The organism is Nocardioides salarius, from assembly GCF_016907435.1.
In the GTDB taxonomy this organism is placed as follows: Bacteria; Actinomycetota; Actinomycetes; order Propionibacteriales; family Nocardioidaceae; genus Nocardioides; species Nocardioides salarius.
On sequence record NZ_JAFBBZ010000001.1, the window covers coordinates 1,680,233 to 1,701,627 of the forward strand.

23 protein-coding genes are annotated in these 21,395 nt (G+C 74.8%); 13 read left to right on the forward strand and 10 right to left on the reverse strand.

The genetic code is table 11. From position 1 onward, the window contains the following. Positions 1-40: 40 nt before the first annotated feature. The gene (locus tag JOE61_RS08160) at positions 41-700 is read right to left on the reverse strand and encodes a methyltransferase (RefSeq protein WP_193669989.1); all 660 of its coding nucleotides are present in this window, start codon (positions 698-700) and stop codon (positions 41-43) included. A gap of 76 nt (positions 701-776) precedes the next feature. Here JOE61_RS08160 and JOE61_RS08165 point away from each other — a divergent pair, with 76 nt between their 5' ends. The 5 genes from JOE61_RS08165 (at position 777) to JOE61_RS08185 (ending at position 4,526) form a co-directional block, all read left to right on the forward strand. Next, positions 777-1,796 (forward strand): iron-containing redox enzyme family protein, encoded by a 1,020-nt coding sequence (locus JOE61_RS08165; RefSeq protein WP_193669990.1) that lies wholly within the window; start codon positions 777-779, stop codon positions 1,794-1,796. Then, the gene (locus JOE61_RS08170) at positions 1,793-2,008 is read left to right on the forward strand and encodes a CDGSH iron-sulfur domain-containing protein (RefSeq protein WP_193669991.1); all 216 of its coding nucleotides are present in this window, start codon (positions 1,793-1,795) and stop codon (positions 2,006-2,008) included. Before JOE61_RS08165 ends, JOE61_RS08170 begins: the two co-directional genes overlap by 4 nt. A gap of 74 nt (positions 2,009-2,082) precedes the next feature. Further along, the gene (locus JOE61_RS08175; RefSeq protein ID WP_193669992.1) at positions 2,083-2,490 is read left to right on the forward strand and encodes a GAF domain-containing protein; all 408 of its coding nucleotides are present in this window, start codon (positions 2,083-2,085) and stop codon (positions 2,488-2,490) included. A gap of 43 nt (positions 2,491-2,533) precedes the next feature. Continuing rightward, positions 2,534-3,604, forward strand: coding sequence for an NADH:flavin oxidoreductase (locus tag JOE61_RS08180; protein WP_193669993.1), 1,071 nt, complete (start codon positions 2,534-2,536; stop codon positions 3,602-3,604). Further along, entirely contained in the window at positions 3,597-4,526 is a 930-nt protein-coding gene (locus tag JOE61_RS08185; RefSeq protein ID WP_193669994.1) for an alpha/beta hydrolase fold domain-containing protein, read from the forward strand. The genes JOE61_RS08180 and JOE61_RS08185 overlap by 8 nt, the downstream gene beginning before the upstream one ends. Positions 4,527-4,557: 31 nt before the next feature. Here the strand turns inward: JOE61_RS08185 and JOE61_RS08190 are convergent, their stop codons facing one another. Further along, positions 4,558-5,829, reverse strand: coding sequence for an ATP-binding protein (locus JOE61_RS08190; protein WP_193669995.1), 1,272 nt, complete (start codon positions 5,827-5,829; stop codon positions 4,558-4,560). Between the two features lie 348 nt (positions 5,830-6,177). On the opposite strand from JOE61_RS08190, the gene JOE61_RS08195 reads away from it, so the two are divergent. From JOE61_RS08195 to JOE61_RS08210, 4 genes are all read left to right on the forward strand, one after another. Further along, positions 6,178-7,335, forward strand: a complete 1,158-nt coding sequence (locus JOE61_RS08195; protein WP_193669996.1) for a zinc-binding dehydrogenase — start codon at positions 6,178-6,180, stop codon at positions 7,333-7,335. Between the two features lie 46 nt (positions 7,336-7,381). Further along, on the forward strand, positions 7,382-8,776 hold the full coding sequence (locus JOE61_RS08200) for an FGGY family carbohydrate kinase (protein ID WP_193669997.1): 1,395 nt from the start codon (positions 7,382-7,384) through the stop codon (positions 8,774-8,776). 108 nt (positions 8,777-8,884) lie between these two features. Further along, on the forward strand, positions 8,885-9,679 hold the full coding sequence (locus tag JOE61_RS08205; protein WP_193669998.1) for a siderophore-interacting protein: 795 nt from the start codon (positions 8,885-8,887) through the stop codon (positions 9,677-9,679). A gap of 81 nt (positions 9,680-9,760) precedes the next feature. Beyond that, positions 9,761-9,916: a hypothetical protein gene (locus tag JOE61_RS08210; protein ID WP_193669999.1), complete on the forward strand. Its 156-nt coding sequence runs from the start codon at positions 9,761-9,763 to the stop codon at positions 9,914-9,916. 17 nt (positions 9,917-9,933) lie between these two features. On the opposite strand, the gene JOE61_RS08215 is transcribed toward JOE61_RS08210, so the two are convergent. The 3 genes from JOE61_RS08215 to JOE61_RS08225 are packed head-to-tail and all read right to left on the reverse strand — an operon-like array spanning position 9,934 to position 12,490. Next, positions 9,934-10,602: a 3-oxoacid CoA-transferase subunit B gene (locus JOE61_RS08215; RefSeq protein ID WP_193670000.1), complete on the reverse strand. Its 669-nt coding sequence runs from the start codon at positions 10,600-10,602 to the stop codon at positions 9,934-9,936. Beyond that, positions 10,599-11,282 (reverse strand): 3-oxoacid CoA-transferase subunit A, encoded by a 684-nt coding sequence (locus JOE61_RS08220; RefSeq protein ID WP_193670001.1) that lies wholly within the window; start codon positions 11,280-11,282, stop codon positions 10,599-10,601. Before JOE61_RS08220 ends, JOE61_RS08215 begins: the two co-directional genes overlap by 4 nt. Then, complete coding sequence (locus tag JOE61_RS08225) at positions 11,279-12,490, reverse strand: thiolase family protein (RefSeq protein WP_193670002.1); 1,212 nt, start codon at positions 12,488-12,490, stop codon at positions 11,279-11,281. The genes JOE61_RS08220 and JOE61_RS08225 overlap by 4 nt, the downstream gene beginning before the upstream one ends. 100 nt (positions 12,491-12,590) lie before the next feature. Between JOE61_RS08225 and JOE61_RS08230 the strand changes: the two genes are divergently transcribed. Further along, the gene (locus tag JOE61_RS08230) at positions 12,591-13,376 is read left to right on the forward strand and encodes an IclR family transcriptional regulator domain-containing protein (protein ID WP_193670003.1); all 786 of its coding nucleotides are present in this window, start codon (positions 12,591-12,593) and stop codon (positions 13,374-13,376) included. 38 nt (positions 13,377-13,414) lie between these two features. On the opposite strand, the gene JOE61_RS08235 is transcribed toward JOE61_RS08230, so the two are convergent. The 5 genes from JOE61_RS08235 to JOE61_RS22115 form a co-directional block, all read right to left on the reverse strand. After that, positions 13,415-14,194: an ABC transporter ATP-binding protein gene (locus JOE61_RS08235; RefSeq protein ID WP_307822877.1), complete on the reverse strand. Its 780-nt coding sequence runs from the start codon at positions 14,192-14,194 to the stop codon at positions 13,415-13,417. Between the two features lie 84 nt (positions 14,195-14,278). Beyond that, positions 14,279-15,025 carry an ABC transporter permease gene (locus tag JOE61_RS08240; protein WP_204797178.1) on the reverse strand — a complete coding sequence of 249 codons (747 nt, stop codon included), beginning with the start codon at positions 15,023-15,025 and terminating at the stop codon, positions 14,279-14,281. A gap of 32 nt (positions 15,026-15,057) precedes the next feature. Beyond that, positions 15,058-15,891 carry an ABC transporter permease gene (locus JOE61_RS08245; protein WP_204797179.1) on the reverse strand — a complete coding sequence of 278 codons (834 nt, stop codon included), beginning with the start codon at positions 15,889-15,891 and terminating at the stop codon, positions 15,058-15,060. Continuing rightward, positions 15,888-16,859 (reverse strand): ABC transporter substrate-binding protein, encoded by a 972-nt coding sequence (locus JOE61_RS08250; RefSeq protein WP_204797180.1) that lies wholly within the window; start codon positions 16,857-16,859, stop codon positions 15,888-15,890. The genes JOE61_RS08245 and JOE61_RS08250 overlap by 4 nt, the downstream gene beginning before the upstream one ends. A 165-nt stretch (positions 16,860-17,024) precedes the next feature. Continuing rightward, positions 17,025-17,663 carry a PadR family transcriptional regulator gene (locus JOE61_RS22115; RefSeq protein ID WP_193670005.1) on the reverse strand — a complete coding sequence of 213 codons (639 nt, stop codon included), beginning with the start codon at positions 17,661-17,663 and terminating at the stop codon, positions 17,025-17,027. A gap of 110 nt (positions 17,664-17,773) precedes the next feature. On the opposite strand from JOE61_RS22115, the gene JOE61_RS08260 reads away from it, so the two are divergent. The 3 genes from JOE61_RS08260 to JOE61_RS08270 are packed head-to-tail and all read left to right on the forward strand — an operon-like array spanning position 17,774 to position 21,350. Next, entirely contained in the window at positions 17,774-18,901 is a 1,128-nt protein-coding gene (locus JOE61_RS08260) for an aromatic ring-hydroxylating dioxygenase subunit alpha (RefSeq protein ID WP_193670006.1), read from the forward strand. A gap of 5 nt (positions 18,902-18,906) precedes the next feature. After that, entirely contained in the window at positions 18,907-19,962 is a 1,056-nt protein-coding gene (locus JOE61_RS08265) for a PDR/VanB family oxidoreductase (protein WP_193670007.1), read from the forward strand. Then, on the forward strand, positions 19,959-21,350 hold the full coding sequence (locus JOE61_RS08270; protein ID WP_193670008.1) for an MFS transporter: 1,392 nt from the start codon (positions 19,959-19,961) through the stop codon (positions 21,348-21,350). The genes JOE61_RS08265 and JOE61_RS08270 overlap by 4 nt, the downstream gene beginning before the upstream one ends. Positions 21,351-21,395 lie beyond the last annotated feature (45 nt).

Genomic DNA, 21,395 nt, shown 5'->3' on the forward strand with positions numbered 1-21,395 from the left:
CCGGCCGGCCCGGACGAGCCGGCTCGTGGGCCGGGTGGGCTCAGAGCCGGTCGGCGCGCACCAGCGTGCCGCGCTCGAGGGCACGCACCTCGACCGTGCGCAGGCCGGCCGCCGCGAGGTCGGGGGCCAGCGACGCAGCCTGCTCGGGCGTGCCCAGCTGCAGCACCAGCAGCCCGTCGCCCGCCAGGCAGGCGCCAGCGGCGCGGATGCACGCCCGGGCCACGTCGAGGCCCTGCGGGCCGCCGTCGATGGCCAGCGTCGGGTCGGCGGGGTAGCGCCCCACCTCGGCGCTCGGCACCCACGGCGGGTCGGCGACCACCAGCGCGAAGCGCTCCTCGTCGAGGGGCAGGCGGGCCAGGTCGGTGTGCACCACATCGACCTGCGCGGCCATCGCGTTGGCCTCCGCGTTGGCCACCAGCAGCTCGACGGCGCGCGGTGAGAGGTCGACGCAGGCGATCGAGCGGTCGGTGCCGTGCACGGCCAGCAGGCCGATGTGGCCCACCCCGGCGCACAGCTCGAGCACCCGGCCGGCCGGGGCCGCGTCGAGCAGCTCGCGGGCCCACAGCGACTGCGCCTGCGTCCAGGGGCGCGGCTCGAGCACGCTGTCGTCGTACGCGATCTCGAGGGGGCCGAAGCCCATCCGGCGCAGGCTCGTCTCGGGGCTGGTCGCCGGGGTCCGCTCGGGGGTCGGTGCAGGCATGCGTAGCAACCTAGGTCACGCACGGACACCCTTGTGGGGGTGGATGAGCCACCTCCGGGCGGGGAACGGTCAGGACATGCCCCTCCTTCCCCGTGCCCGCGGCCCGCTCAGCGCCGCCCTGATCGCGGACCTGCGCGGCGATGCGCCCCTGCCCGACGACGCGCCCGCTCCGGGCCGGCCCGGTTCCGGCGACGAGGAGCTGGCGCTGTGGCTGCTCTACGAGCTGCACCACCACGGCTTCGACGACGCCGTCGCCGGCGGTGCCGACCACGAGTGGCGCCCCGACCTGCTGGCGGTCCGCGGCGACCTCGAGCGGCGCCTCGAGCAGCGCTGGCGCGAGCGGGTCGCGGCCGCCGACCTGCCCGAGCTGCCCGTCGGGGCGGAGCCGGCCGACCTGGCCCGCGCCTTCTTCGCGTTCTGCGAGGCCGACACCGGCGCCGAGTCGGTGGCCCGGTTCGTGCAGCGCGAGGCCGACGAGGAGCAGCTGGCCGAGGTGCTGCGGCAGCGCTCGATCTACCACGTCAAGGAGCAGGACGCGGCGATGTGGACCCTGCCGCGCCTGCCCGACACCACCAAGGCGCACCTGGTGACGATCGCGGCCGACGAGTACGGCAACGGCCATCCCGACGACCTGCACGCCCAGCTGTGGGCGCGCGGCATGCGCGCCTGCGGCCTCGACGCGTCGTACGCCGCCCACGTCGACGGCGCGCTGCCGGAGGTGCTCGAGCAGAACAACCTGATGAGCCTGCTGGGCCTGCACCGGCGCCTGGCGCCCGCGGCGCTGGGCCACCTGGCGGCCTTCGAGGTCACCAGCGCGGTGCCCTCGCGGCGGGTGGTGCGGGGCATGGAGCGGCTCGGCACGCCCGAGCCGATGGTGGCCTACTACCGCGAGCACATGGTCGCCGACGCGGTGCACGAGCAGCTCGCGGTGCGCGACCTCGTCGGCTCCTACGTCGCCGAGGTGCCCGGCAGCGAGCCGGAGATCGCGTTCGGCGCGGCCGTGTGCCTGCTCGCGGAGGCCGCCACGGCGACCGCCGTGCTCGAGCACGTGCGCCGCGGTGCCGGCGAGACCGAGGCCAGCGAGGACGTGGCATGAGCGAGCCCACGCAGGTCACGCTCTGTGAGGACGGGCCGATGCTGGTGCGCGGCGAGGTGGTCGTGGAGGACGAGGACGGCCAGCGGCACGTGTCGACGCGGCCCGTCACGGCCGTGTGCCGCTGCGGCGCCTCCTCGCTCAAGCCCTGGTGCGACGGCTCGCACAAGGCGCTGGCCGGCGGCCAGCGCGCCCGGCGGCTCGGCTCGGTGTGAGCCCCGCGGCGTCCGAGCCCGGCAGGCCAGGCAGGCCCGGCGCGCCCGGGGAACCCCGGGTCCTGAGGGCGCCGATGCGCTCGCGCGACGACACGGTCGACCACGGCGCCGCCGTACGCCGCGCGCTGGCCCGGCGCGTGTGCGGGGTCGGTGGGCGGCTCTCGCGCGAGCCGCTCGACCTCGCCGACGCGCTGGCGCTCGTCGAGGAGGAGCACGACCAGCGCGTCGCGGCCCGGCTGCGGCGCTTCGCCGACGAGGCCGACGGGACCCTGGCCTGGACCCGTGACGCCGACGGCGGCTGGTGGATGGGCGAGCTGGAGGGTGGCTGGCGCTACGACGTCGACCCCGAGGCGCACCGCCTCGACCTGGCGCACGTGCGGCCCTGCGCCTGGCGCGAGGTCGCCGACGTCGACGTCCCGCCGGCGGTGCGGACCTCCTTCGCCCGCGGCGGGCGCAACCTGCAGCGCATCCACGACCGCTGACGCCGACCCGCCTGCCGGTGGGAGGGGCGTGGATGATGGGGCCGTGACCTCGCTCCAGGACCCCCTCGCCCTCGCCCACGGACCCGCGTGGGCCAACCGCATCACGCTGGCGCCGCTGACCAACCTGCAGTCGCACCCCGACGGCAGCCTCTCCGACGACGAGCTCGACTGGCTCGTGGCGCGCGGCGAGGGCGGCTTCGCGATGGTGATGACGTGCGCCGCGCACGTCTCGCCCGAGGGCCAGTGCTGGGACGGCCAGCTCGCCGTGTGGGACGACCGGTTCCTGCCGGGCCTGACCCGGTTGGCCACGGCCCTGCGCGAGAGCGGCACCACCTCGTGCGTGCAGCTGCAGCACGGCGGCATGCGCGCCTCGCAGTCGCTGTCGGGCCACCCGACCGTGGCCCCGTGGGACGACGAGGCCAAGGGCGCCCGGGCGCTGAGCACCGGCGAGGTGCAGCGGGTCGTGCAGGACTTCGTCGACGCCGCGGTGCGCTGCGAGCGCGCCGGCTTCGACGGCGTGCAGGTGCACGGCGCCCACGCCTACCTGCTGGCGCAGTTCCTCGACGCGCGCTCCAACCACCGCACCGACGCCTACGGCGGCTCCGCCGAGAACCGGGCCCGGGTCTTCCACGAGGTCGTCGACGGCATCCGCTCCGCCACCGGGCCCGACTTCCAGGTCGGGATGCGACTGACCCCCGAGCGCAGCGGCATCGCGCTCGCCGAGTCGACCGCGCTGGCCGAGCAGCTGATGGTCTCGGGCGCGGTCGACCACCTCGACATGTCGCTGTGGGACGTGCGCAAGGCGCCCTTCGAGACGGCGTACGACGGCGCGCTGATCGACCACTTCACGGCCCTCGAGCGCGGCAGCGCCCGTCTCGGGGTGGCCGGCGGCATCGTCTCGACCGCCGACACCGACTGGTGCCTCGAGCGGGGCGCCGACTTCGTGACCGTCGGCACCGCCGGCATCCTGCACCACGACTTCGCCCGCCGCGCGCTGGCCGACCCCGCCTTCACCATGGCCGCCACGCCCGTCAGCCGCGACCACCTGCGCGCCGAGCGCGTGGGCCCCGACTTCATCGAGTACCTCGCCGCGGGGTGGGACTTCGTTGCCTGAGCCGACCCCCTCCCCGGTGCCCGCGCCCGAGCCGGTGCCCGCCACCGGCACCCCCTCCTGGCAGGCCCGCCTGGCGGTGCGCGCCTTCGGGCTGGTGCCCGGCGCGCTCGTGACCCGGGTCTTCACCCACCCGCCGCGCCTGCGCACGCCGCTGGTGCCCCGTTCGCTGGCCGCGCGCCACGACGTGGCCACCACCGAGGTCGGCGCCGGACGGGTCGCGACCGTGACCCCGGCCGGCGCGCGCGACCACGTCTTCTACCTGCACGGCGGCGCCTACACGCTGCAGGCGCAGCACTGGCCGTTCCTCTCGCGGCTGCTGCCGCACGGCTACGCCGTCTCGCTCGTCGACTACCCCCTCGCGCCCGAGCACACCGTCGACGAGACGCTGCCCATGGTGCGCGAGGCGTGGGGGCTGGCCGTCGAGGCCGCGGCCACCGCCGGCCGCCCGGCGCCGGTGCTGGCCGGCGACTCCGCGGGCGGCGGGCTCTCGCTGGCGCTGCTGCAGCAGCTGCGCGACGAGGGCGCGACGATGCCGCGCGCCACGGTGCTGCTCTCGCCGTGGGTCGACGCCGTGATGGCCGACGCCGGCACGATCGCCGCCGACCGGCTCGACCCCCTGCTGAGCCGGCGGGCCCTGCACGGCGCCGCCCGGCTGTACGCCGGCCCGCACGGGCTCGACGACCCGCGCATCTCCCCCGGCCTCGCCGACCTCTCGGGACTGGGCCGGGTGCTGGCACTGGTGGGCACCCGCGAGGTCTTCTGGCCGCAGTGCGAGCGGCTGGCCCAGCAGGCCGCGGCCGCCGGGGGCACCGACCTCGAGCTGCGGGTGCGCGAGGGCCTGCCGCACGACTGGGCGCTCTTCCCGGGCCTGCCCGAGCAGCGCGGCCTGGCCGCCGAGCTGGTGGCCTGGCTGGCCGACTGAGCCGGCTGACCTGGCTGGTCCGGCCGGGCGCTCAGTCCAGCAGGAAGCGGGCCACGAAGACCCGGTCGTCGGCGTCGAGGCGCTGGGCGGTGACCTCGAAGGCCGCCACCACCTCGCTGCCGTCGGCGCGCACCACCGGCACCCGCACCACCTGGTCGAGCAGCACGTCGCGCCCGTGCGAGGCGTGCATCGTCGTGCCGGCCACGTGGGCCTGGCGGAAGCGCTCGGGGACCACCACCAGCACCCGCCGGCCCTCGAGCCGCGAGGGGTCGTCGTAGCCCAGGAAGGCGGCGACCTCGGGGCTGACCCCCACGATGTCGTGGCGCGCGTCGGTGACCACGACGGGCGCCTGCGCGACCAGCGCCGCGACCGCCGGGGAGCCGATGAGCGGCGAGGGCGCGGGGCGGGCCACGTCGAGGCCGGTGCTGCGCCACGGCACCGGCCGGGCGCCGCGCGCCTGACCGGTCACCTCGCCGCAGAGCCAGTCGCGCATCAGCTCGATCTCGGGCTGGGTGGTGGGGGCCAGCAGCCGGCCCTCGCGGGCGTGGGCCAGTGCCGAGCCCAGCGAGGCGTTGAGGACCTCGAAGTGCGGCACCGACGCGGCCGGCACCCTCAGCACCAGGCGCGCCGCGCTGACGCCCGGCTCGACGGCGCCGGCCATGATCGCCTCGCCGTCGTCGTGCAGCAGCGGCAGCGGCAGCTGCTCGTGGAGCAGGTTGAGGGCGTCGCTGGCGGCGGCGTGCTCGTCGAGTGCGCCCGGCTCCTCCTCGAGGCGCAGCAGCAGGTGCTCGCGCAGCAGCCCGGCGGCGTGCTCCTGCCAGGCGTGGTGCATCAGCAGCGGCACGTCGAGCAGCTCGACCTCGACGACGCCGGCGCCGCCCTGGTAGGCCGCACCCGGGTCGTGACCGGCCCGGGCCCGGGTCTCACCGATCTCGAACCACACGGTCTTGCCCCGCCCCGGACGCATCTCGACGTCCCAGACGTCGACGCAGTCGGCGATCAGGTGCAGCCCCCGGCCGGTGCCCGACGTGGTCGTCCAGTGCCGCGGCACGGGCCGGTGCGAGCTGGAGTCGTCGACCTCCACGCGCACGGCGCGCGGGCCGCAGCGCACCCGCAGGCGCACCTCCCCGCCGGCGTGCACCACGGCGTTGGTGACCAGCTCCGAGACGGCCAGCTCGGTGGCCTCGACGAACCGCTCGGCGCCCGCCTCCGCGAGCAGGCGGCGTACGAGACGACGGGCCTCGAGGGCGCTGCGCGGCTCGGCAGGCAGCACCTGCTCCTCGCTCAGCACCGACGCCGGCACGGGCCACCACCCCCCTCGAGCGCCCTGGGGCGGCAGGGAGCCGCCTCCGGCATCGTAGCCAGCCCCGGCGCCCACCGCTCCCACCCTCGCCGTCCGTCCCACCGTGGCGTCCGCGCGGGACGTGGCCCGGGTCGTGGTTCGGGTCGTGGTTCGGGTCGTGGCCTGTGGACGCGCCAGGGCGCGTCCTGGGGCACACGAGTCGGACCACGACCCAGACCACGACCCAGACCACGACCGGACGGAAGCACCGGCACGCGCTCGGGCGGGGCGACATACTGCGCGGGTGAGCCGCCGAGACAGCCCCGCCGACCTGCCCCGCCCCACCCAGCGCACCGCAGGGACCGGCCGGTGAGGGCGGTCGACTGCTCCGGCGGGCGTCTCGAGGTCGTCGACCTGCCCGACCCGCGACCCGGCCGTGGCCAGCTGGTGCTGGGGGTGCGCCGCTGCGGCATCTGCGGCTCCGACCTGCACGCCAAGGACCACGGCGACGCGCTGGCGGAGGTGATGGACGAGCTGGGCTACGCCCACTCGATCCGCCGCGACAACCACGTCGTGCCGGGCCACGAGATCGTCGGCGAGGTGCTCGAGCGCGGCCGCGGCGCCGGGCGCGGGCTGCGCGAGGGCGACCTGGTGGTGCCGTTCCCGCTGGTGCGCGACAGCGCCGGCGTGCACCCGACCGGCCTCTCGCCGCGAGCCCCGGGCGGGTACGCCGAGCGGGTGCTCGTCGAGGGCGCGCTCAGCCTCAAGGTGCCCAACGGCCTCGACGCCGAGACCGCGGTGCTCACCGAGCCGATGGCGGTGGCGCTGCACGCGGTCAACCGCAGCGACGTGGGCCGCAAGGACGTCGCGGTCGTGCTGGGCTGCGGGCCGGTCGGGCTCGCGGTGGTGCTGCAGCTCAAGGCCCGCGGGGTGCGGCGCGTGGTGGCCTCCGACTACTCCGCGGCGCGGCGCGAGCTGGCCCTGGCCTGCGGGGCCGACGCGGTCGTCGACCCCGCCGAGGAGTCGGCGTACGACGTCGCTGCCGCGGCGGGGTGGATGCGCTCGGCCCCGCAGGTGCTCGACCACGCGCTCGACTCGATGCGGCGCCTGCGCCGGCTCCCGGGGTGGGTGCACCTCTACCGCGCCGCCGACGCGCTGGGCGCCGCCGACATCACCGGCCCGGTGGTCTTCGAGTGCGTCGGGGTGCCCGGGATGATCGAGGGCGTCGTCAGCGCCGCCCCGATCGGCACCCGCGTGGTGGTCGTCGGCGTCTGCATGGGCGAGGACCGGCTGCGGCCCACGATGGCGATCAACAAGGAGATCGACCTGCGCTTCGTGCTGGCCTACACCCCGTTGGAGCTGCGCGACGCGCTGCACCAGCTGGCCGAGGGCGAGGTCGACGCCACGCCCATGGTCACCGGCACCGTCGGGCTCGACGGGGTGGCGGCCGCCTTCGACGCCCTGGGCGACCCCGAGCGGCACGCCAAGATCCTCATCGACCCGGCGAGCAGCGTCACCGCGCCCTGAGCCGCCGCTCTTGAGCCCGACGGCCGAGGTGCACTAGACCAGCACCATGACCCTCGTGCTCGGCATCGACTCCTCGACCCAGTCGACCAAGGCGGTGCTGGTCGACGCCGCCGACGGCACCGTCGTCGAGCAGCGCTCGGCACCGCACCCCCAGGGCACCGAGGTCGACCCTCGGGCCTGGACCGAGGCGCTGACGCAGGCGGCCGGCCCGCTGCTGCCCCGCGCGAGCGCCGTCGCCGTGGCGGGCCAGCAGCACGGGATGGTGGCGCTCGACGAGCAGGGCGACCCGGTGCGCCCCGCCCTGCTGTGGAACGACACCCGCTCCGCGGCCAGCGCGCGGCAGCTCGTCGAGGAGTGGGGCGGCCCGCAGGCCTGCGCCGAGCTCGTCGGCAGCGTGCTGGTGGCCTCGTTCACCGTCACCAAGCTGCGCTGGCTGCGCGAGCACGAGGCCGAGGCCGCCCGGCGCACGCACCGGGTGCTGCTGCCCCACGACCACCTCTCCCAGCACCTGGCCGCGCCGGGCACCCCCGCCTTCACCGACCGCGGCGACGCCTCCGGCACCGGCTACTTCTCGACCGTCGACGACGAGTGGCGCCCCGACCTGGCGGCGGGCGCCCTGGGCCGCGAGGTGGCCCTGCCCCGCATCGCCGCCCCCGGCGAGGCGGCCGCCGAGACCAGCGCGGGCCAGGTGCTGGGCCCCGGCACGGGCGACAACATGGCGGCGGCCCTGGCGCTCGACCTCGGGCCCGGCGACGTGCTCCTGTCGGTGGGCACCTCGGGGGTGGCCTCGGAGCGCGTGAGCGAGCCGGTGCTCGACGGGTCGGGGCTGGTCACCGGCTTCGCCGACGCGACGGGCGGCTTCCTGCCCCTGGCGGTCACGCTCAACGCCGCCCGCATCCTCGACCTGCAGGCCCGGCTGCTGGGCGTCGACCACGACGAGCTGGCGGCGCTGGCGCTCACGGCCCCGCCCGGCTCCCACGGAGCCACCCTGCTGCCCTACTACGGCGGCGAGCGCACACCGGACCGTCCGCACGCCGTGGGCACCTGGACGGGCCTGAGCACCACCACCGACCGGGCCGACCTCGCCCGGGCCGCCTTCGAGGCGCTGGCCTGCAGCCTCGCCGACACCGTCGACGCCCTGGCCTCGCGCACCGGCCCCGCCGGCAGCCCCGCCGGGCGTGTCGTGCTGGTCGGAGGCGCGACCCGCAGCCGGGCGCTGCAGCGGGTCCTGCCGGCCGTCCTGGGGCGCGACGTCGAGCTGCCCGACCCGGGCGAGTACGTCGCCCTGGGCGCGGCCCGGCAGGCGGCCTGGGCGCTGGCGGGCACGCCCGCCCCGCCCGCCTGGCCGGCCACCGGCACCCGCACGCTGCGCGCTGAGCCGACACCGCAGGTGCGCGAGCCCTACGCACGGCTGCGCGAGCAGACGGCCGACTGGTCCTGAGCGCGGGGCGCCCGGGGCGGGCGGACGGGCCCTGGCCCGACGACCGTTGTCCACGGCAGTTAGGCTTGCCTAACTAGACGCACACGTCCACAGAGAGGGGCAGAGCCCATGCACGGCGAGGTCCGGAGCACCGAGCAGATCTCCCCCACGATGGTCCGCGTCGTCCTCGGCGGCAGCGGGCTCGACGGGCTGGAGATGCCCGACTGCACCGACAGCTACATCAACGCCGCCATCCCGCCCGCGGGAGCGACGTACGGGCCGGTCTTCGACCCGCGGGAGGTCCGCGACACCCACCCCCAGGAGGAGTGGCCGCTGCGCCGGCGCTACAGCGTGCGCCGCTGGGACGCCGAGCGGCGCGAGATGACGCTCGACTTCGTGGTGCACGGCGACGCCGGGCACGGCGGCCCGTGGGCCGACCGCGCGGAGGCCGGTGACGTGCTGGTCTTCAACGGCCCCGGGGGCGACTACCGCCCCCGCAGCGACGCCGACTGGCACCTGCTGGTCGGCGACGAGTCCGCGCTGCCCGCGATCGCGGCGTCGCTCGAGGTCCTGCGCCCCACCGACCACGCCGTGGTCCGGCTGGTCGTCGACGGACCCGAGCACGAGATCGCCCTCGAGAGCCCCGCTCAGCTCGACCTGCAGTGGGTGCACCGCAGCGCCGCGTCGCCGCGTCCCCTGGTCGGCGCCGTCGAGGCGGCCGAGCTGCCGGAGGGGCGGGTGCACGCCTTCGTGCACGGCGAGGCCGAGGAGATCCGCCAGATCCGGGCGCACCTGCTGCGCGACCGCGGCCTGGCCAAGGGCGACCTGTCCTGCTCGCCCTACTGGCGACGCGGGATGGACGACGAGCAGTGGCGCTCGGTGAAGAAGCAGTTCGTGGTCGCCATGGAGGGCGACACGGCCTGAGCCGGCCTCGCCACGCGCCGGCGGCCCGACCCCACCGGGAAGGGTGGGGTCGGAGGCCATCGAGACGGGTACCCAGGAAGCATGGCTGACGACGAGCAGAGGGACCTGCCCAGCACCAACCACCCGTTGCACGGGGAGCCCCGCCGACTCGGCGGGGCCGCGCTGGCCGTGATCGGGCTGGTGCTGCTGGTGGTCGGGGTCGTGGCCCTGCTGACCTGGCTGCGCTACAACACCTGAGCGGGCCGCAGCCCCGCTCAGGCCTCGAGGAGCCGCAGCGGGGCCAGCAGGTCGGCGACCTCCTGCGACGTGGCGCCGTGCAGCTCGAGGACCCGGACCCCCGCGCCGGTGATCTCGAAGGTGCCCAGGTCGGTGTAGACCCGGTCGATGCAGCCCACGCCGGTGAGCGGGTAGGTGCACTCGGGCACCAGCTTGGGCGAGCCGTCCTTGCTCTGCAGCGTCATCATCACCCAGACCCGCTTCGCCCCGATGGCCAGGTCCATCGCCCCGCCCACGGCCGGGATCGCGTCGGGGGCACCGGTGTGCCAGTTGGCCAGGTCGCCGCTCCCGGAGACCTGGAAGGCGCCCAGCACGCACACGTCGAGGTGGCCGCCGCGCATCATCGCGAACGAGTCGGCCTGGTGGAAGTACGACGCCCCCGGCAGCTCGGTCACCGGCACCTTGCCGGCGTTGGTCAGGTCGGGGTCGACCTCGTCGTCGGCCGCGGCCGGGCCCATGTTGAGCATGCCGTTCTCGGTGTGCAGCACCACCCCCGAGCCGGCCGGCAGGTGGTCGGCCACCAGCGTCGGCTGGCCGATGCCGAGGTTGACGTAGGCACCCTCGGGGTGGGCCTCGGCGATGTCGCGCGCGATCGCCGCGGCGATCTGCTCCTTCGTACGACGGGTGGTCCCGGTGGCGGTGCTCATGCGGTGGCCTCCTGGCCGGTCTGCTCGCTCACGACGCGGTCGACGTAGATGCTCGGGGTGACCACGGCCTCGGGGTCCAGCGCGCCGGTGGGCACGACCCGGTCGACCTGGACGGCCACGGTGCGCGCGGCGGTGGCCATCACCGGCCCGAAGTTGCGGGCGGTCCTGCGGTAGACGAGGTTGCCCATCTCGTCGGCCAGGTGCGCCTTGACCAGGGCCAGGTCGCCGCGGATCGGGTGCTCCAGGACGTAGGTGCGCCCGTCGATCTCGCGGGTCTCCTTGCCCTCCGCCAGCGGGGTGCCGACCCCCGTGGGGCTGTAGAACGCGCCGATCCCGGCCCCGGCGGCGCGCATCCGCTCGGCGAGGTTGCCCTGGGGCACCACCTCGAGCTCGACCTCGCCGGCGCGGTAGAGCCGGTCGAAGACCCACGAGTCGGCCTGCCGGGGGAAGGAGCAGATCATCTTGCGCACCCGCCCCCGCTCCAGCAGCGCGGCCAGGCCGGTGTCGCCGTTGCCGGCGTTGTTGGACACCACGGTCAGATCACCGGCGCCCTGGCGGATCAGCGCGTCGATGAGCTCGACCGGCATCCCGGCCATCCCGAAGCCGCCGACGAGCACGGTCGCGCCGTCCTCGACGCCCGCGACCGCGTCGTCGTACGACGTCAGCAGGCGCGCGGTCACGAGGCGCTCGCGGTGTCGGAGACGTTCTCGAGCACGACGGCCAGGCCCTGGCCGACCCCGATGCAGATCGCGGCGACGCCCCAGCGCTCGCCGCTGTGGCGCAGGCGGGCGGCCAGGGTGCCCAGCACCCGACCGCCGGAGGCGCCCAGCGGGTGCCCCATCGCGATGGCGCCGCCCCAGGCGTTGACGATCTCGGGGTCCACGCCCCCCTGTTGCGACCACGCGTCGACGCAGGCCAGCGACTGCACCGCGAAGGCCTCGTTGAGCTCGACGGCCCCGACGTCGCCCCAGCCGATGCCGGCCCGCGCCAGCGCGGTGTTCGCGGCCTCGACGGGCGCGAAGCCGAAATCCTGGGGGTCCAGCGCGTGGGCGCCGCGACCGGCGATCCGGGCGATCGGCGCCAGCCCGATCCGCTCGGCGGCGGCCTCGGAGCCCAGCAGCAGCGCCGAGGCGCCGTCGTTGAGGGGGCTGGCGTTGCCGGCGGTGATGGTGCCGTCACTGCGGAAGGACGGCTTGAGGCCGGCCAGCTTCTCGGCGGTGGAGCCGTCGCGGATGCTCTCGTCGCGGGCCAGCTCGACGCCGTCCACGCCGACCACCAGCTCGTCGTACGACCCGTCGGCCCAGGCCTGCGCGGCGAGGCGGTGGGAGCGGGCGGCGAACTCGTCCTGGCGCTCGCGGCTGATGGCGAAGCGCTCCTGCAGCTGCTCGTTGGCCTCGCCGAGCGAGACGGTCCACTCGGCGGGCATCTGCTCGTTGACCAGGCGCCAGCCCAGCGTCGTCGAGACCAGCTGGGCGTTGCCGGCCGGGAAGGTGCGCTCGGGCTTGGGCAGCACCCAGGGCGCCCGGGTCATCGACTCCACCCCACCGGCGACCACGACGTCGGCGTCACCGGTCTCGATGGTGCGCGAGGCCTGCATGGCGGCGTCGAGGGAGGAGCCGCACAGCCGGTTGATCGTCGTGGCCGGCACCGACGTCGGCAGCCCGGCCAGCAGCACCGCCATCCGGCCCACGTTGCGGTTGTCCTCGCCGGCCTGGTTGGCGCACCCCCAGGCGACGTCGTCCACCGCGGCGGGGTCGAGGTCCGGCGCCTTGGCGAGCGCGCCGCGCAGGGCGGTCGCGGCGAGGTCGTCGGGACGAGCACCCGCCAGCGCGCCGCCGAAGCGGCCGAACGGGGTCCGCGCCGTCGTGTAGAGGTAGCTACTGGTCATCCCGCACTCCTTGTTCGTTCTCCGCACAATTGTTCTCCAAGCGAACATACCTCGGGCGCGTCCGCCGTTCCAGGCCCGGGGAGGGCCTACCCTGGCCGCCATGAGCGACCCCTCGACGACCGCGCCCGTGGAACCCATCCAGGCCCTGGTGCGCGGACTGGCGGTGATCCGCGCCTTCGACGTCGACCACCCCGCCATGACGCTCAGCGACGTCGCCCGTCGGTCGGGGACCTCGCGGGCCACGGCCCGCCGCATCCTGCACACGCTGGTCGGCGTGGGCTACGTCGACAGCGACGGCCGGTCCTTCCGGCTGCGCCCGCAGGTGCTCGAGCTCGGCTGGGCCTACCTGGCCTCGCTGCGGCTGCCCGAGCTGGTCCAGCCGCACCTCGAGAGCCTCTCGTCGCTGGTCGGCGAGTCGTGCTCGGTGGCGGTGCTCGACGGCACCGACGTCGTCTACGTGGCCCGCGTGGCGACCCGCCGCATCATGACGGTGGGCATCCACGTCGGCACCCGCTTCCCGGCCCACGTCACGGCCATGGGACGCGCCATCCTCGCCAGCTCCGACCCGGCCGAGCAGGAACGGGTGCTGGCGGGCGCCGACCTGAGCGCCCGCACGAGCCGGACGCTCACCGACCCCGCCCGCATCCGCTCGGCGCTCGCCGCGGTGGCCGAGCAGGGCTACGCCCTCAACGACCAGGAGCTGGAGACCGGGCTGCGCTCGCTGGCCGTGGCGATCCGCGGCCGCGACGGCCGCCCGGTGGCGGCCGTCAACGTCTCCACGCACGCCAGCCGCGGGCCGGTCGAGGACACCGTCGAGGACCTGTTGCCGCCGCTGCGGGCCACGCGCGACGCCATCGAGGCCGACCTCGCCATGACGTCGGCCTGACGAGCCCCGGCCGGTGTCGGCGACCGGCCGGGCGGGCATCAGCGCACGTCGCCCGGTCGCACGCCGCGCTTGGCGTCCTGCACCAGCCCGTAGACCCGGTGCCGCAGCTCGCCGAACCGCTCCGAGGAGCGGGTCTCGAGCTGGTCGCGCTCGGCGGGGAGGTCGACCTCCACCGTCCCGAGCACCTCGGTGGGGCGCCCGCTGAGCACCACGACGCGGTTGGCCAGGTAGACCGACTCGTCGATGTCGTGGGTCACGAACAGCACGGTGACCCCGAGCCGGGCCCACAGGCCGCGCACCAGGTCCTCGAGCTCTGCCCGGGTCTGGGCGTCCACGGCCGCGAAGGGCTCGTCCATCACCAGGACCGTCGGCTCGTAGGCCACGGCCCGCGCGATCGCCACCCGCTGCTGCATGCCTCCGGAGAGCTGCCAGGGGTGCGCGCCGGTCATGTCGGCCAGGCCCACCGCCTCGAGCGACTCCTGGACCAGCTCGCGCCGGCGGGCCTTGTCGAGCCCCTTCTCCTTCAGCGGCAGCTCCACGTTCTGCGCCACCGTCATCCAGGGGAACAGGCTGCGCCCGTACTCCTGGAAGACCACCGCCATGTCGGCAGGAGGCGCGGTGACCAGCTTGCCCGCCAGCTCGACCTCACCACCGGACGGCTCGAGGAGTCCGCCGATGCAGCGCAGCAGCGTGGTCTTGCCGGCCCCCGAGGGACCGACGATGCACACGAACTCGCCGCGCTGCACCGAGAACGTGAGGTCCCCGATGGCCTGCACCCCGGTCGCGTAGGTCTTGGTGAGACCACGTACGTCGAGCACGGTCTCGCTCGTGGTGCCAGGGCCTGCCTGGGGGCCTGTCTGGGTCACTGGGTCCTCCATCTGGTGGGTCACGGTCGTCACTGCTCAGCCCTTTCTCTCGGCGGCACGCTGCCCGTGGTACCAGGCGAGCAGCCGCCCCTCCACGACGCGGAAGACCAGCGACAGCAGGACCCCGACGAGGCCCAGCAGCACGATGCCGCTCCACATCTGCGGGATCGCGAAGCCGCGCTGGAACTGGATGATGGTGAAGCCGAGGCCGTTGCTGGCCGCGAACATCTCGCTGATCACCATCAGGATCAGGCCGATGGACAGCGCCTGGCGCGCCCCGGCGGCCACCTGGGGGCTGGCGCCGCGCAGCACGAGGTGGCGCACACGGGTCAGCGGGCCGAGCCGGTAGGCGGCAGCGGCGTCGCGCAGCACCGGGTCGATGCCGCGCACGCCCTCGATCGTGTTCAGCAGGATCGGCCACACGCAGCCCGCCGCGATGACCAGCACCTTCATGGTGTTGCCCACCCCGGCCAGCAGGATCAGGATCGGCACCAGCACCGGCGGCGGGATCGAGCGCAGGAACTCCAGCGGCGGCTCGACCACGGCACGGAAGGTCCGCGAGGAGCCCGCCAGCACCCCGATCGAGATCCCCAGCACCAGGGCGAGGGCGTAGCCGACCAGCAGCCGCCCGAGGCTCGGCAGCACGTCGCTGCCCAGCCGGCCCTCGAGCCAGGTCTCCGGGAAGGTCCCGAGGATCTCGCGCAGCGGGGGCCAGTAGAAGCTCGTGCTGGAGTCGGTGGCCACCCACCAGAGCGCGAGCAGGACGATCGGCAGGCCTGCCACGAGGCCTGCTCGACGCAGGAGGGACAGGGGGCTCATGCGGGGACGTCCCTTCGTTGCGAGGGGTGCCAGCGCAGGCTGCGCCGCTCGACCGTGCGGGCACCGAGGTTGACCACGATCCCGAGCATCCCGGTGACCAGGACGATCGCGTACAGCGTGTCGACCGCACCGGCGGTCTGTGCGGAGGCCAGCAGCCGGCCGAGGCCGGGCGAGCCGATGATCAGCTCGCCGGTGACCTCGAGCACCAGCGCGACCGCGGCGGCGAGCCGGAAGCCGGTCATCACGTAGGGCAGCGCCGTGGGCCACAGCACCGCGCGCACCCGGCGCAGGGTGCCGAACCGGAAGGAGCGGGCGGTGTCGCGGGCGACGGGGTCGACGTCCTGGACGCCGTAGAGGACCTGGACCAGCATCTGCCAGAAGGCGGCGTAGACGACCAGGATCAGCGTGGCCTGCATCTGGGTGCCGTAGAGCAGCACCGCCAGCGGGATCAGCGCCACCGAGGGGATGGGGCGCAGGAACTCCACCGTCGACGCGGTCACGGCCCTCAGCCACGGCTGCGAGCCGATGACCAGGCCGACCACGACGGCGGCGCCCGCCGCGACGGCCAGACCCAGGGCCCAGCCGCGCAGCGTCTGGGCCAGCGCCTCCCAGAACTCCGAGGTGCCGACGAGCTCACCGAGCGCGGCGACCATCTCGGAGAACGGGGGGAAGAAGCGACGGTCGACCACCCCGAGGCGCGGCAGCGCCTCGAGCAGCCCGACCAGGCCCAGCACGCCGGCCAGGCCCAGCACGGGGCTCGAGGTGGCGAGGTCCGTCGCGGACCGGCGACCCCCCAGGCCGCCGGTCCGCGTGGTGGCCGTGTGGGTCACGGCAGCATCGACCCGATGTCCGGGACCTCGCTGAGCGCCCCGTCCTCGACCGCGAGCTCGGCCAGGCGCTGCAGGGAGTCCTGGTCGACGTCGGTCGGGAAGGCGGGCAGCGTGACGCCCTCGGCCGCCTCGGCGTCGAGCGAGGTGTAGGTCTGCACGATGCGACGCACCTCGTCGGGGTTCTGCTCGGCGTACTCCAGCGAGGTCTCCATGGCCGAGGCGAAGCGCTCCACCAGGTCGGCGTCGGCGTCGGCGGTGCTGCCGGAGGTGAAGTAGCTGGCCACCATCAGCTCGGGGTCGGCCTCGGCGAAGTTCCACAGCACCGGGGCGGCGCCCTGGCCCTGGGTGATCGACAAGAAGGGCTCCACGACCCAGGCCGCGTCGATCTGGCCGCCGCTCAGGGCGCCCGGCATGTCGGGGAAGCCGAGCTCGACGTAGTCGATGCTGGAGGGGTCGCCACCGGCCTCGCGGACGGCGTCGTTGATCGTGGTGCTGCCGATGTTGTTGAGCGTGTTGACCGCGACGCGCTTGCCCTCGAGGTCGGCCGCGTCCTCGATGCCGCTGCCCTCGGGGGCGACCACGGCGCTGAAGTCGGCTCCGACCTCGCCGGTGGTGCTGTTGCCGGCCGCGACGATGCGCACGTCGAGGCCCTTGTCCTTGGCCACCAGCAGCGAGGTGTTGTTCGAGAAGCCGAACTGGAACTGCCCCGACTCCACGCCGGGCAGGATGGCGGCGCCACCCTGGCCGCTCTCCAGGGTCAGCTCGATGCCCTCGTCCTCGAAGAAGCCCTGGTCCTGCCCCAGGTAGATCGGTGCGACGTCGAGGATCGGGATGATCCCCACGGTCACCTGGTCCAGCCCGGAGGCCGACTCGGTCGTCCCGCCGTCGTCGCCTGCGCCGCACGCCGAGAGCACGAGCGCGGCCGCAGCCAGCATCCCCGTGGCCCACGTGGTCCTGGTCCTCGTCATCGAGCAATCCTTCCGTAGTGTTCGCTGAACGAACATGCGTTCTTCAGACGAACATACGCCGGAGTGTGACGTACGTCAATCGGTTCTGCGCGCAGACCCGCACGCGCGTCACGCGGGACGAGCAGCGAGGGGCGACGGACAGGGGGTGGGGGGTGGGGCGTGGGGTCAGGCTCCGGAGCCGGCCCCGGGCTCGTCCCGCGCCTCGCCCATGCCCAGGGGCGGGAGGTCGCGGAAGCGCTCCACCAGCTCGAGGCCCTGCTCGGCCCAGGCGACCTCGGCGCGCGCCTGGGCGATCATCCCGTCGTAGGCGTAGACCTTCCAGGCCACGATCCGGTCGTGCTGCTCCGCGGGGTAGCGCCGCAGCCGCTGGACCAGCGTGGGGTTGGTGCGCTCCACGAGCGAGACGCGCACCTGCTCGAGCATCCGCAGGCGCTCCAGGTGCACGTCCCGGTGCACGCCCAGCACCTCGCGGGCGGCCTCCGGCGAGGCCCACTCCAGGTAGGCCGCCCGGAGGTACGCCGGGTCCCGCTGCGGGCGCGGGCGCGTCGGCGACTCGATCCAGGCGCGCAGCTCGGCCAGCCCCGTCTCGGTGATGCGGTAGCGCTTCTTGGTGCCCCGCCCGCCGTCGGGCAGCTCGTCCACGTCGAGCAGGCCGAGGTCGGCCAGCCTGCGCAGCTCGGGGTAGATCTGCGAGTCGGGCGCGTGCCACACGTGCTCCACCGACCGGCCGAAGTCGGTCGAGGCCTCGTAGCCGGTGCGCTCACGCCCGCTCAGGAGGGACAACAGCGCATGTCGCAGGCTCACGCCCGCAGCCTAGTGGTCGGGAAAGTACCTATAGACATAGGGATCGATCCCGCTTACCGTGATGAGGGTTACATCCCTATGCACGTAGTGACTTCTGATCGAGGAGCCCCATGGACACGCCCCCGCGCTCGGTGACCGCGAAGGTCTTCGACTTCCCCCGCAACGCCTGGTACGCCGCCGCCTGGGACCACGAGGTGAGCGCCCGCACGCCCCTGGCCCGCACCATCGCCGGCGTCCCGATGGCGATGTGGCGCAGCACCGACGGCGCGGTCAGCGTGCTCGCCGACGCCTGCTGGCACCGCCTGGCGCCGCTGTCCATGGGCACGATCCACGGCGACGAGCTCCAGTGCCCCTACCACGGCCTGCGCTACAACCCGGCCGGGCGCTGCACGTCGATGCCGGCCCAGCGCACCGTCAACCCGAGCGCGGCGGTCCCCTCCTTCCCGGTCGTCGAGCGGCACCGCTACGTGTGGGTGTGGCCGGGCGATCCCGACCTCGCCGACCCCGACCTGGTGCCCGACATGCACCAGATGGAGCACCCCGACTGGGCCGGCGACGGCCTGACCATCGCCGCGGGCTGCAACTACCAGCTGGTCCTGGACAACCTGATGGACCTCACGCATGAGGAGTTCGTGCACTCCTCGAGCATCGGCCAGGACGAGCTCAGCGAGTCGGAGTTCGAGGTCACCCGCGACGGCGACCGGCGGGTCACGGTCTCGCGCTGGATGCGTGACATCGACCCGCCGCCGTTCTGGCTCAAGAACATGCGCGACAAGTTCCCGGGGTTCAGCGGCAAGGTCGACCGCTGGCAGATCATCCACTACGAGGCCCCCGGCACCATCTGCATCGACGTGGGGGTGGCCAAGGCCGGCACCGGTGCGCCCGAGGGGGACCGCTCCCAGGGCGTCAACGGCTACGTCATGAACACCATCACCCCCGAGTCGGCGCGCACCAGCCACTACTTCTGGGCGTTCATGCGCAACTACCGCCTCGACAGCCAGCTCATCACCACCCAGCTGCGCGAGGGCGTGCACGGCGTCTTCGCCGAGGACGAGGAGATGCTGGTGGCCCAGCAGCGGGCGATCGACGCCAACCCCGACCACGCCTTCTACAGCCTCAACATCGACGCGGGCGGCATGTGGGTGCGCCGGATCCTCGACGAGATGCTGGCCCTCGAGGGCCGCGGCAACGACGCCGACGCAGCGGTCACCGCGCTGCGCCCGGCCGCGAACGGCTGAGCGCGATGGCCATCGACAGCGTCATCAGCTGGGGCACCGCCGAGGTGGTCGCCAGCGAGGAGGTCGCCGAGGGCGTGCGCCGCGTGGTGCTCGCCCCCGACCGCCCCGTCCCGGCCCGGCCCGGCAGCCACGTCGACATCCGCCTCGCCGCCCGGGACGGCGAGCCGGGCCCCGCCTCGCTGACCCGGTCCTACTCGGTGGTGGCCAGCGAGGACGGCGGGCGACGGCTCACCCTGACCGTCCAGCTGGCCGACCCGGGGCGGGGCGGCTCGCGGCGTGTGCACGCCCTGCGCGTCGGCGACCGCCTGCCGGTCACGGCCCCCCTGCAGAACTTCCCGCTCGGCGTCGGAGCCGCGCGCTACGTCCTGCTGGCCGGCGGCATCGGCCTGACCGCCACCATCGCGATGGCCCGCACCCTACGGGCGCGCGGCGCCGACTACCGCCTCGTGCTGGCCGGACGCCGGCGCGAGGTGCTGCCCTACCTCGACGAGCTCGCGGCCGAGCACGGCGACCGGTTCACCCTGCACACCGAGGCCGAGGGCGGACGGCTCGACGTCGCCGCCCTGGTCTCCGAGGTCGCCGACGGCGCCCACCCGGGACGCACCGAGCTCTACATGTGCGGGCCCATCGCGATGATGGACGCGGTCCGACGGGCCTGGGCCGACGCCGCGCTGCCACCGACCAACCTGCGCTTCGAGACGTTCGGCAACAGCGGCTCGTGGGAGCCGCAGGAGTTCCGGGTCCGGGTGCCGCGGCTGGGCACGACCGTCCAGGTCACGCCCGGCAGCACCGTCCTGGAGTCGCTCGAGGCCGCCGGCGTCGCGGTGATGGCCGACTGCCGCAAGGGCGAGTGCGGGCTCTGCGTGGCCCGTGTGCTGGACCTCGAGGGCCGGCTCGACCACCGCGACGTCTTCCTCGACGACGACCAGAAGGCGGCCGGCGACCGGTTGTGCCTGTGCGTCTCCCGGGTCGCGGTGCCCGACCGCGCCGCAACCCGCCCCACCGACACCCGCACCACCGACCCCGCGCCCTGCGGCGTCCTGACCCTGGAGCTGCCATGAGCACCCCCGTCGCACCACCTGCCCCGACCCTGCGCGCACGCATCGACGCGGCACCGATGTCGCGCTTCCAGTGGGGCGTCATCGCCCTGTGCACCCTGTTGAACACGCTCGACGGCTTCGACGTGATGGCGATGGCGTTCACCGCCGCCGGCGTCGGGTCCACCTTCGCCCTCAGCGGCACCCAGATCGGCCTGCTGCTCAGCGCCGGTCTGGTCGGCATGGCGGCCGGATCGATGCTGATCGCGCCCCTGGCCGACAGCCTGGGGCGCCGCACCGTCGTCCTGGCGTGCGTAGCGCTCTCGGGGATCGGCATGGTGGGCAGCGCGCTGGCGCCGACCGCCCTGACCCTCGGTGGCACCCGGGTGCTGACCGGGCTCGGCGTCGGCGGCATCCTGGCGTGCACCAACGTCATCGCCAGCGAGTTCGCCAACGCCCGCAGCCGGGGCCTGTCCATCGGCATCTACACCGCCGGCTACGGCGTCGGCGCGATGGTCGGCGGTCTCGCGGCCGTCGCGCTGCAGGACTCCTTCGGCTGGCGCGGCGTCTTCTGGACCGGCGCGACCCTCACCCTCGGCGCCCTGGTGGTGCTCGTGCGGCTGCTGCCGGAGTCGGTCGACCTGATGGTGCACCGCGGCCGCGACCGCGACCTGGCTCGCGTCAACGCCACCCTGGTGCGGATGCGGCAGGAGCCGCTGACCTCGCTCTCCGCAGCCACCACCGACACGGGTACGGCCACGGGCGCGGACACGGCTCCGCGGGTCCGCCTCTCGGCCCTGCTGACCGGGGGCCAGCACCGCTCGACGCTGCTGGTCTGGCTCGCCTTCTTCTGCACCATGTTCGGCTTCTACTTCGTCAACAGCTGGACCCCCACCCTGCTCGCCGACGCGGGGCTCTCCTCCGACCAGGCGGCCGGCGGTGGCATCGCCCTGGCGATCGGCGGCGCCCTCGGCTCGATCCTCTACGGCGTCGTGACGGCGCGCGCCGACCAGCGCCTCGTCCTGATCGGCTTCACGCTGCTCGCCGCCGTCGCCATGGCGACCCTGGTGCTCAGCACCGCCGTGCTCGTCGTCGCGCTGTTCGTCGGGGTCCTGGTGGGCGCCCTGGTCAACGGCTGCGTGGCCGGTCTCTACACGGTCACCCCCGCCCTGTACGGGACCCGGACCCGGGGCACCGGCATGGGCTGGGCCATCGGCATCGGGCGCATCGGCGCCATCCTGGCGCCCCTGGTCACCGGTCGGCTGGTGGACGCCGACTGGGGCGCCACCCAGCTCTACGTCGGTGCCGCGCTGGTGCTCAGCGTCTCCGCGATCGCGGTGGCCCTGCTCCCCCGCGGCGGCAGCGCCCGACCCGCCGGCGCCACCCGCCGTGCGGTGACGGTCCGCGCCTGACCCGCACCCCGACCCGCATCCCCGGGCGAGGCCTGGGGCGCCGCA

Bases quoted from the DNA above. Each gene is read 5' to 3' on its own strand.
- JOE61_RS08160 (WP_193669989.1), bottom strand. From the start codon at position 700: ATGCCTGCACCGACCCCCGAGCGGACCCCGGCGACCAGCCCCGAGACG.
- JOE61_RS08165 (WP_193669990.1), top strand. From the start codon at position 777: ATGCCCCTCCTTCCCCGTGCCCGCGGCCCGCTCAGCGCCGCCCTGATC.
- JOE61_RS08170 (WP_193669991.1), top strand. From the start codon at position 1,793: ATGAGCGAGCCCACGCAGGTCACGCTCTGTGAGGACGGGCCGATGCTG.
- JOE61_RS08175 (WP_193669992.1), top strand. From the start codon at position 2,083: ATGCGCTCGCGCGACGACACGGTCGACCACGGCGCCGCCGTACGCCGC.
- JOE61_RS08200 (WP_193669997.1), top strand. From the start codon at position 7,382: ATGACCCTCGTGCTCGGCATCGACTCCTCGACCCAGTCGACCAAGGCG.
- JOE61_RS08205 (WP_193669998.1), top strand. From the start codon at position 8,885: ATGCACGGCGAGGTCCGGAGCACCGAGCAGATCTCCCCCACGATGGTC.
- JOE61_RS08210 (WP_193669999.1), top strand. From the start codon at position 9,761: ATGGCTGACGACGAGCAGAGGGACCTGCCCAGCACCAACCACCCGTTG.
- JOE61_RS08215 (WP_193670000.1), bottom strand. From the start codon at position 10,602: ATGAGCACCGCCACCGGGACCACCCGTCGTACGAAGGAGCAGATCGCC.
- JOE61_RS08225 (WP_193670002.1), bottom strand. From the start codon at position 12,490: ATGACCAGTAGCTACCTCTACACGACGGCGCGGACCCCGTTCGGCCGC.
- JOE61_RS08230 (WP_193670003.1), top strand. From the start codon at position 12,591: ATGAGCGACCCCTCGACGACCGCGCCCGTGGAACCCATCCAGGCCCTG.
- JOE61_RS08250 (WP_204797180.1), bottom strand. From the start codon at position 16,859: ATGACGAGGACCAGGACCACGTGGGCCACGGGGATGCTGGCTGCGGCC.
- JOE61_RS08260 (WP_193670006.1), top strand. From the start codon at position 17,774: ATGGACACGCCCCCGCGCTCGGTGACCGCGAAGGTCTTCGACTTCCCC.
- JOE61_RS08265 (WP_193670007.1), top strand. From the start codon at position 18,907: ATGGCCATCGACAGCGTCATCAGCTGGGGCACCGCCGAGGTGGTCGCC.
- JOE61_RS08270 (WP_193670008.1), top strand. From the start codon at position 19,959: ATGAGCACCCCCGTCGCACCACCTGCCCCGACCCTGCGCGCACGCATC.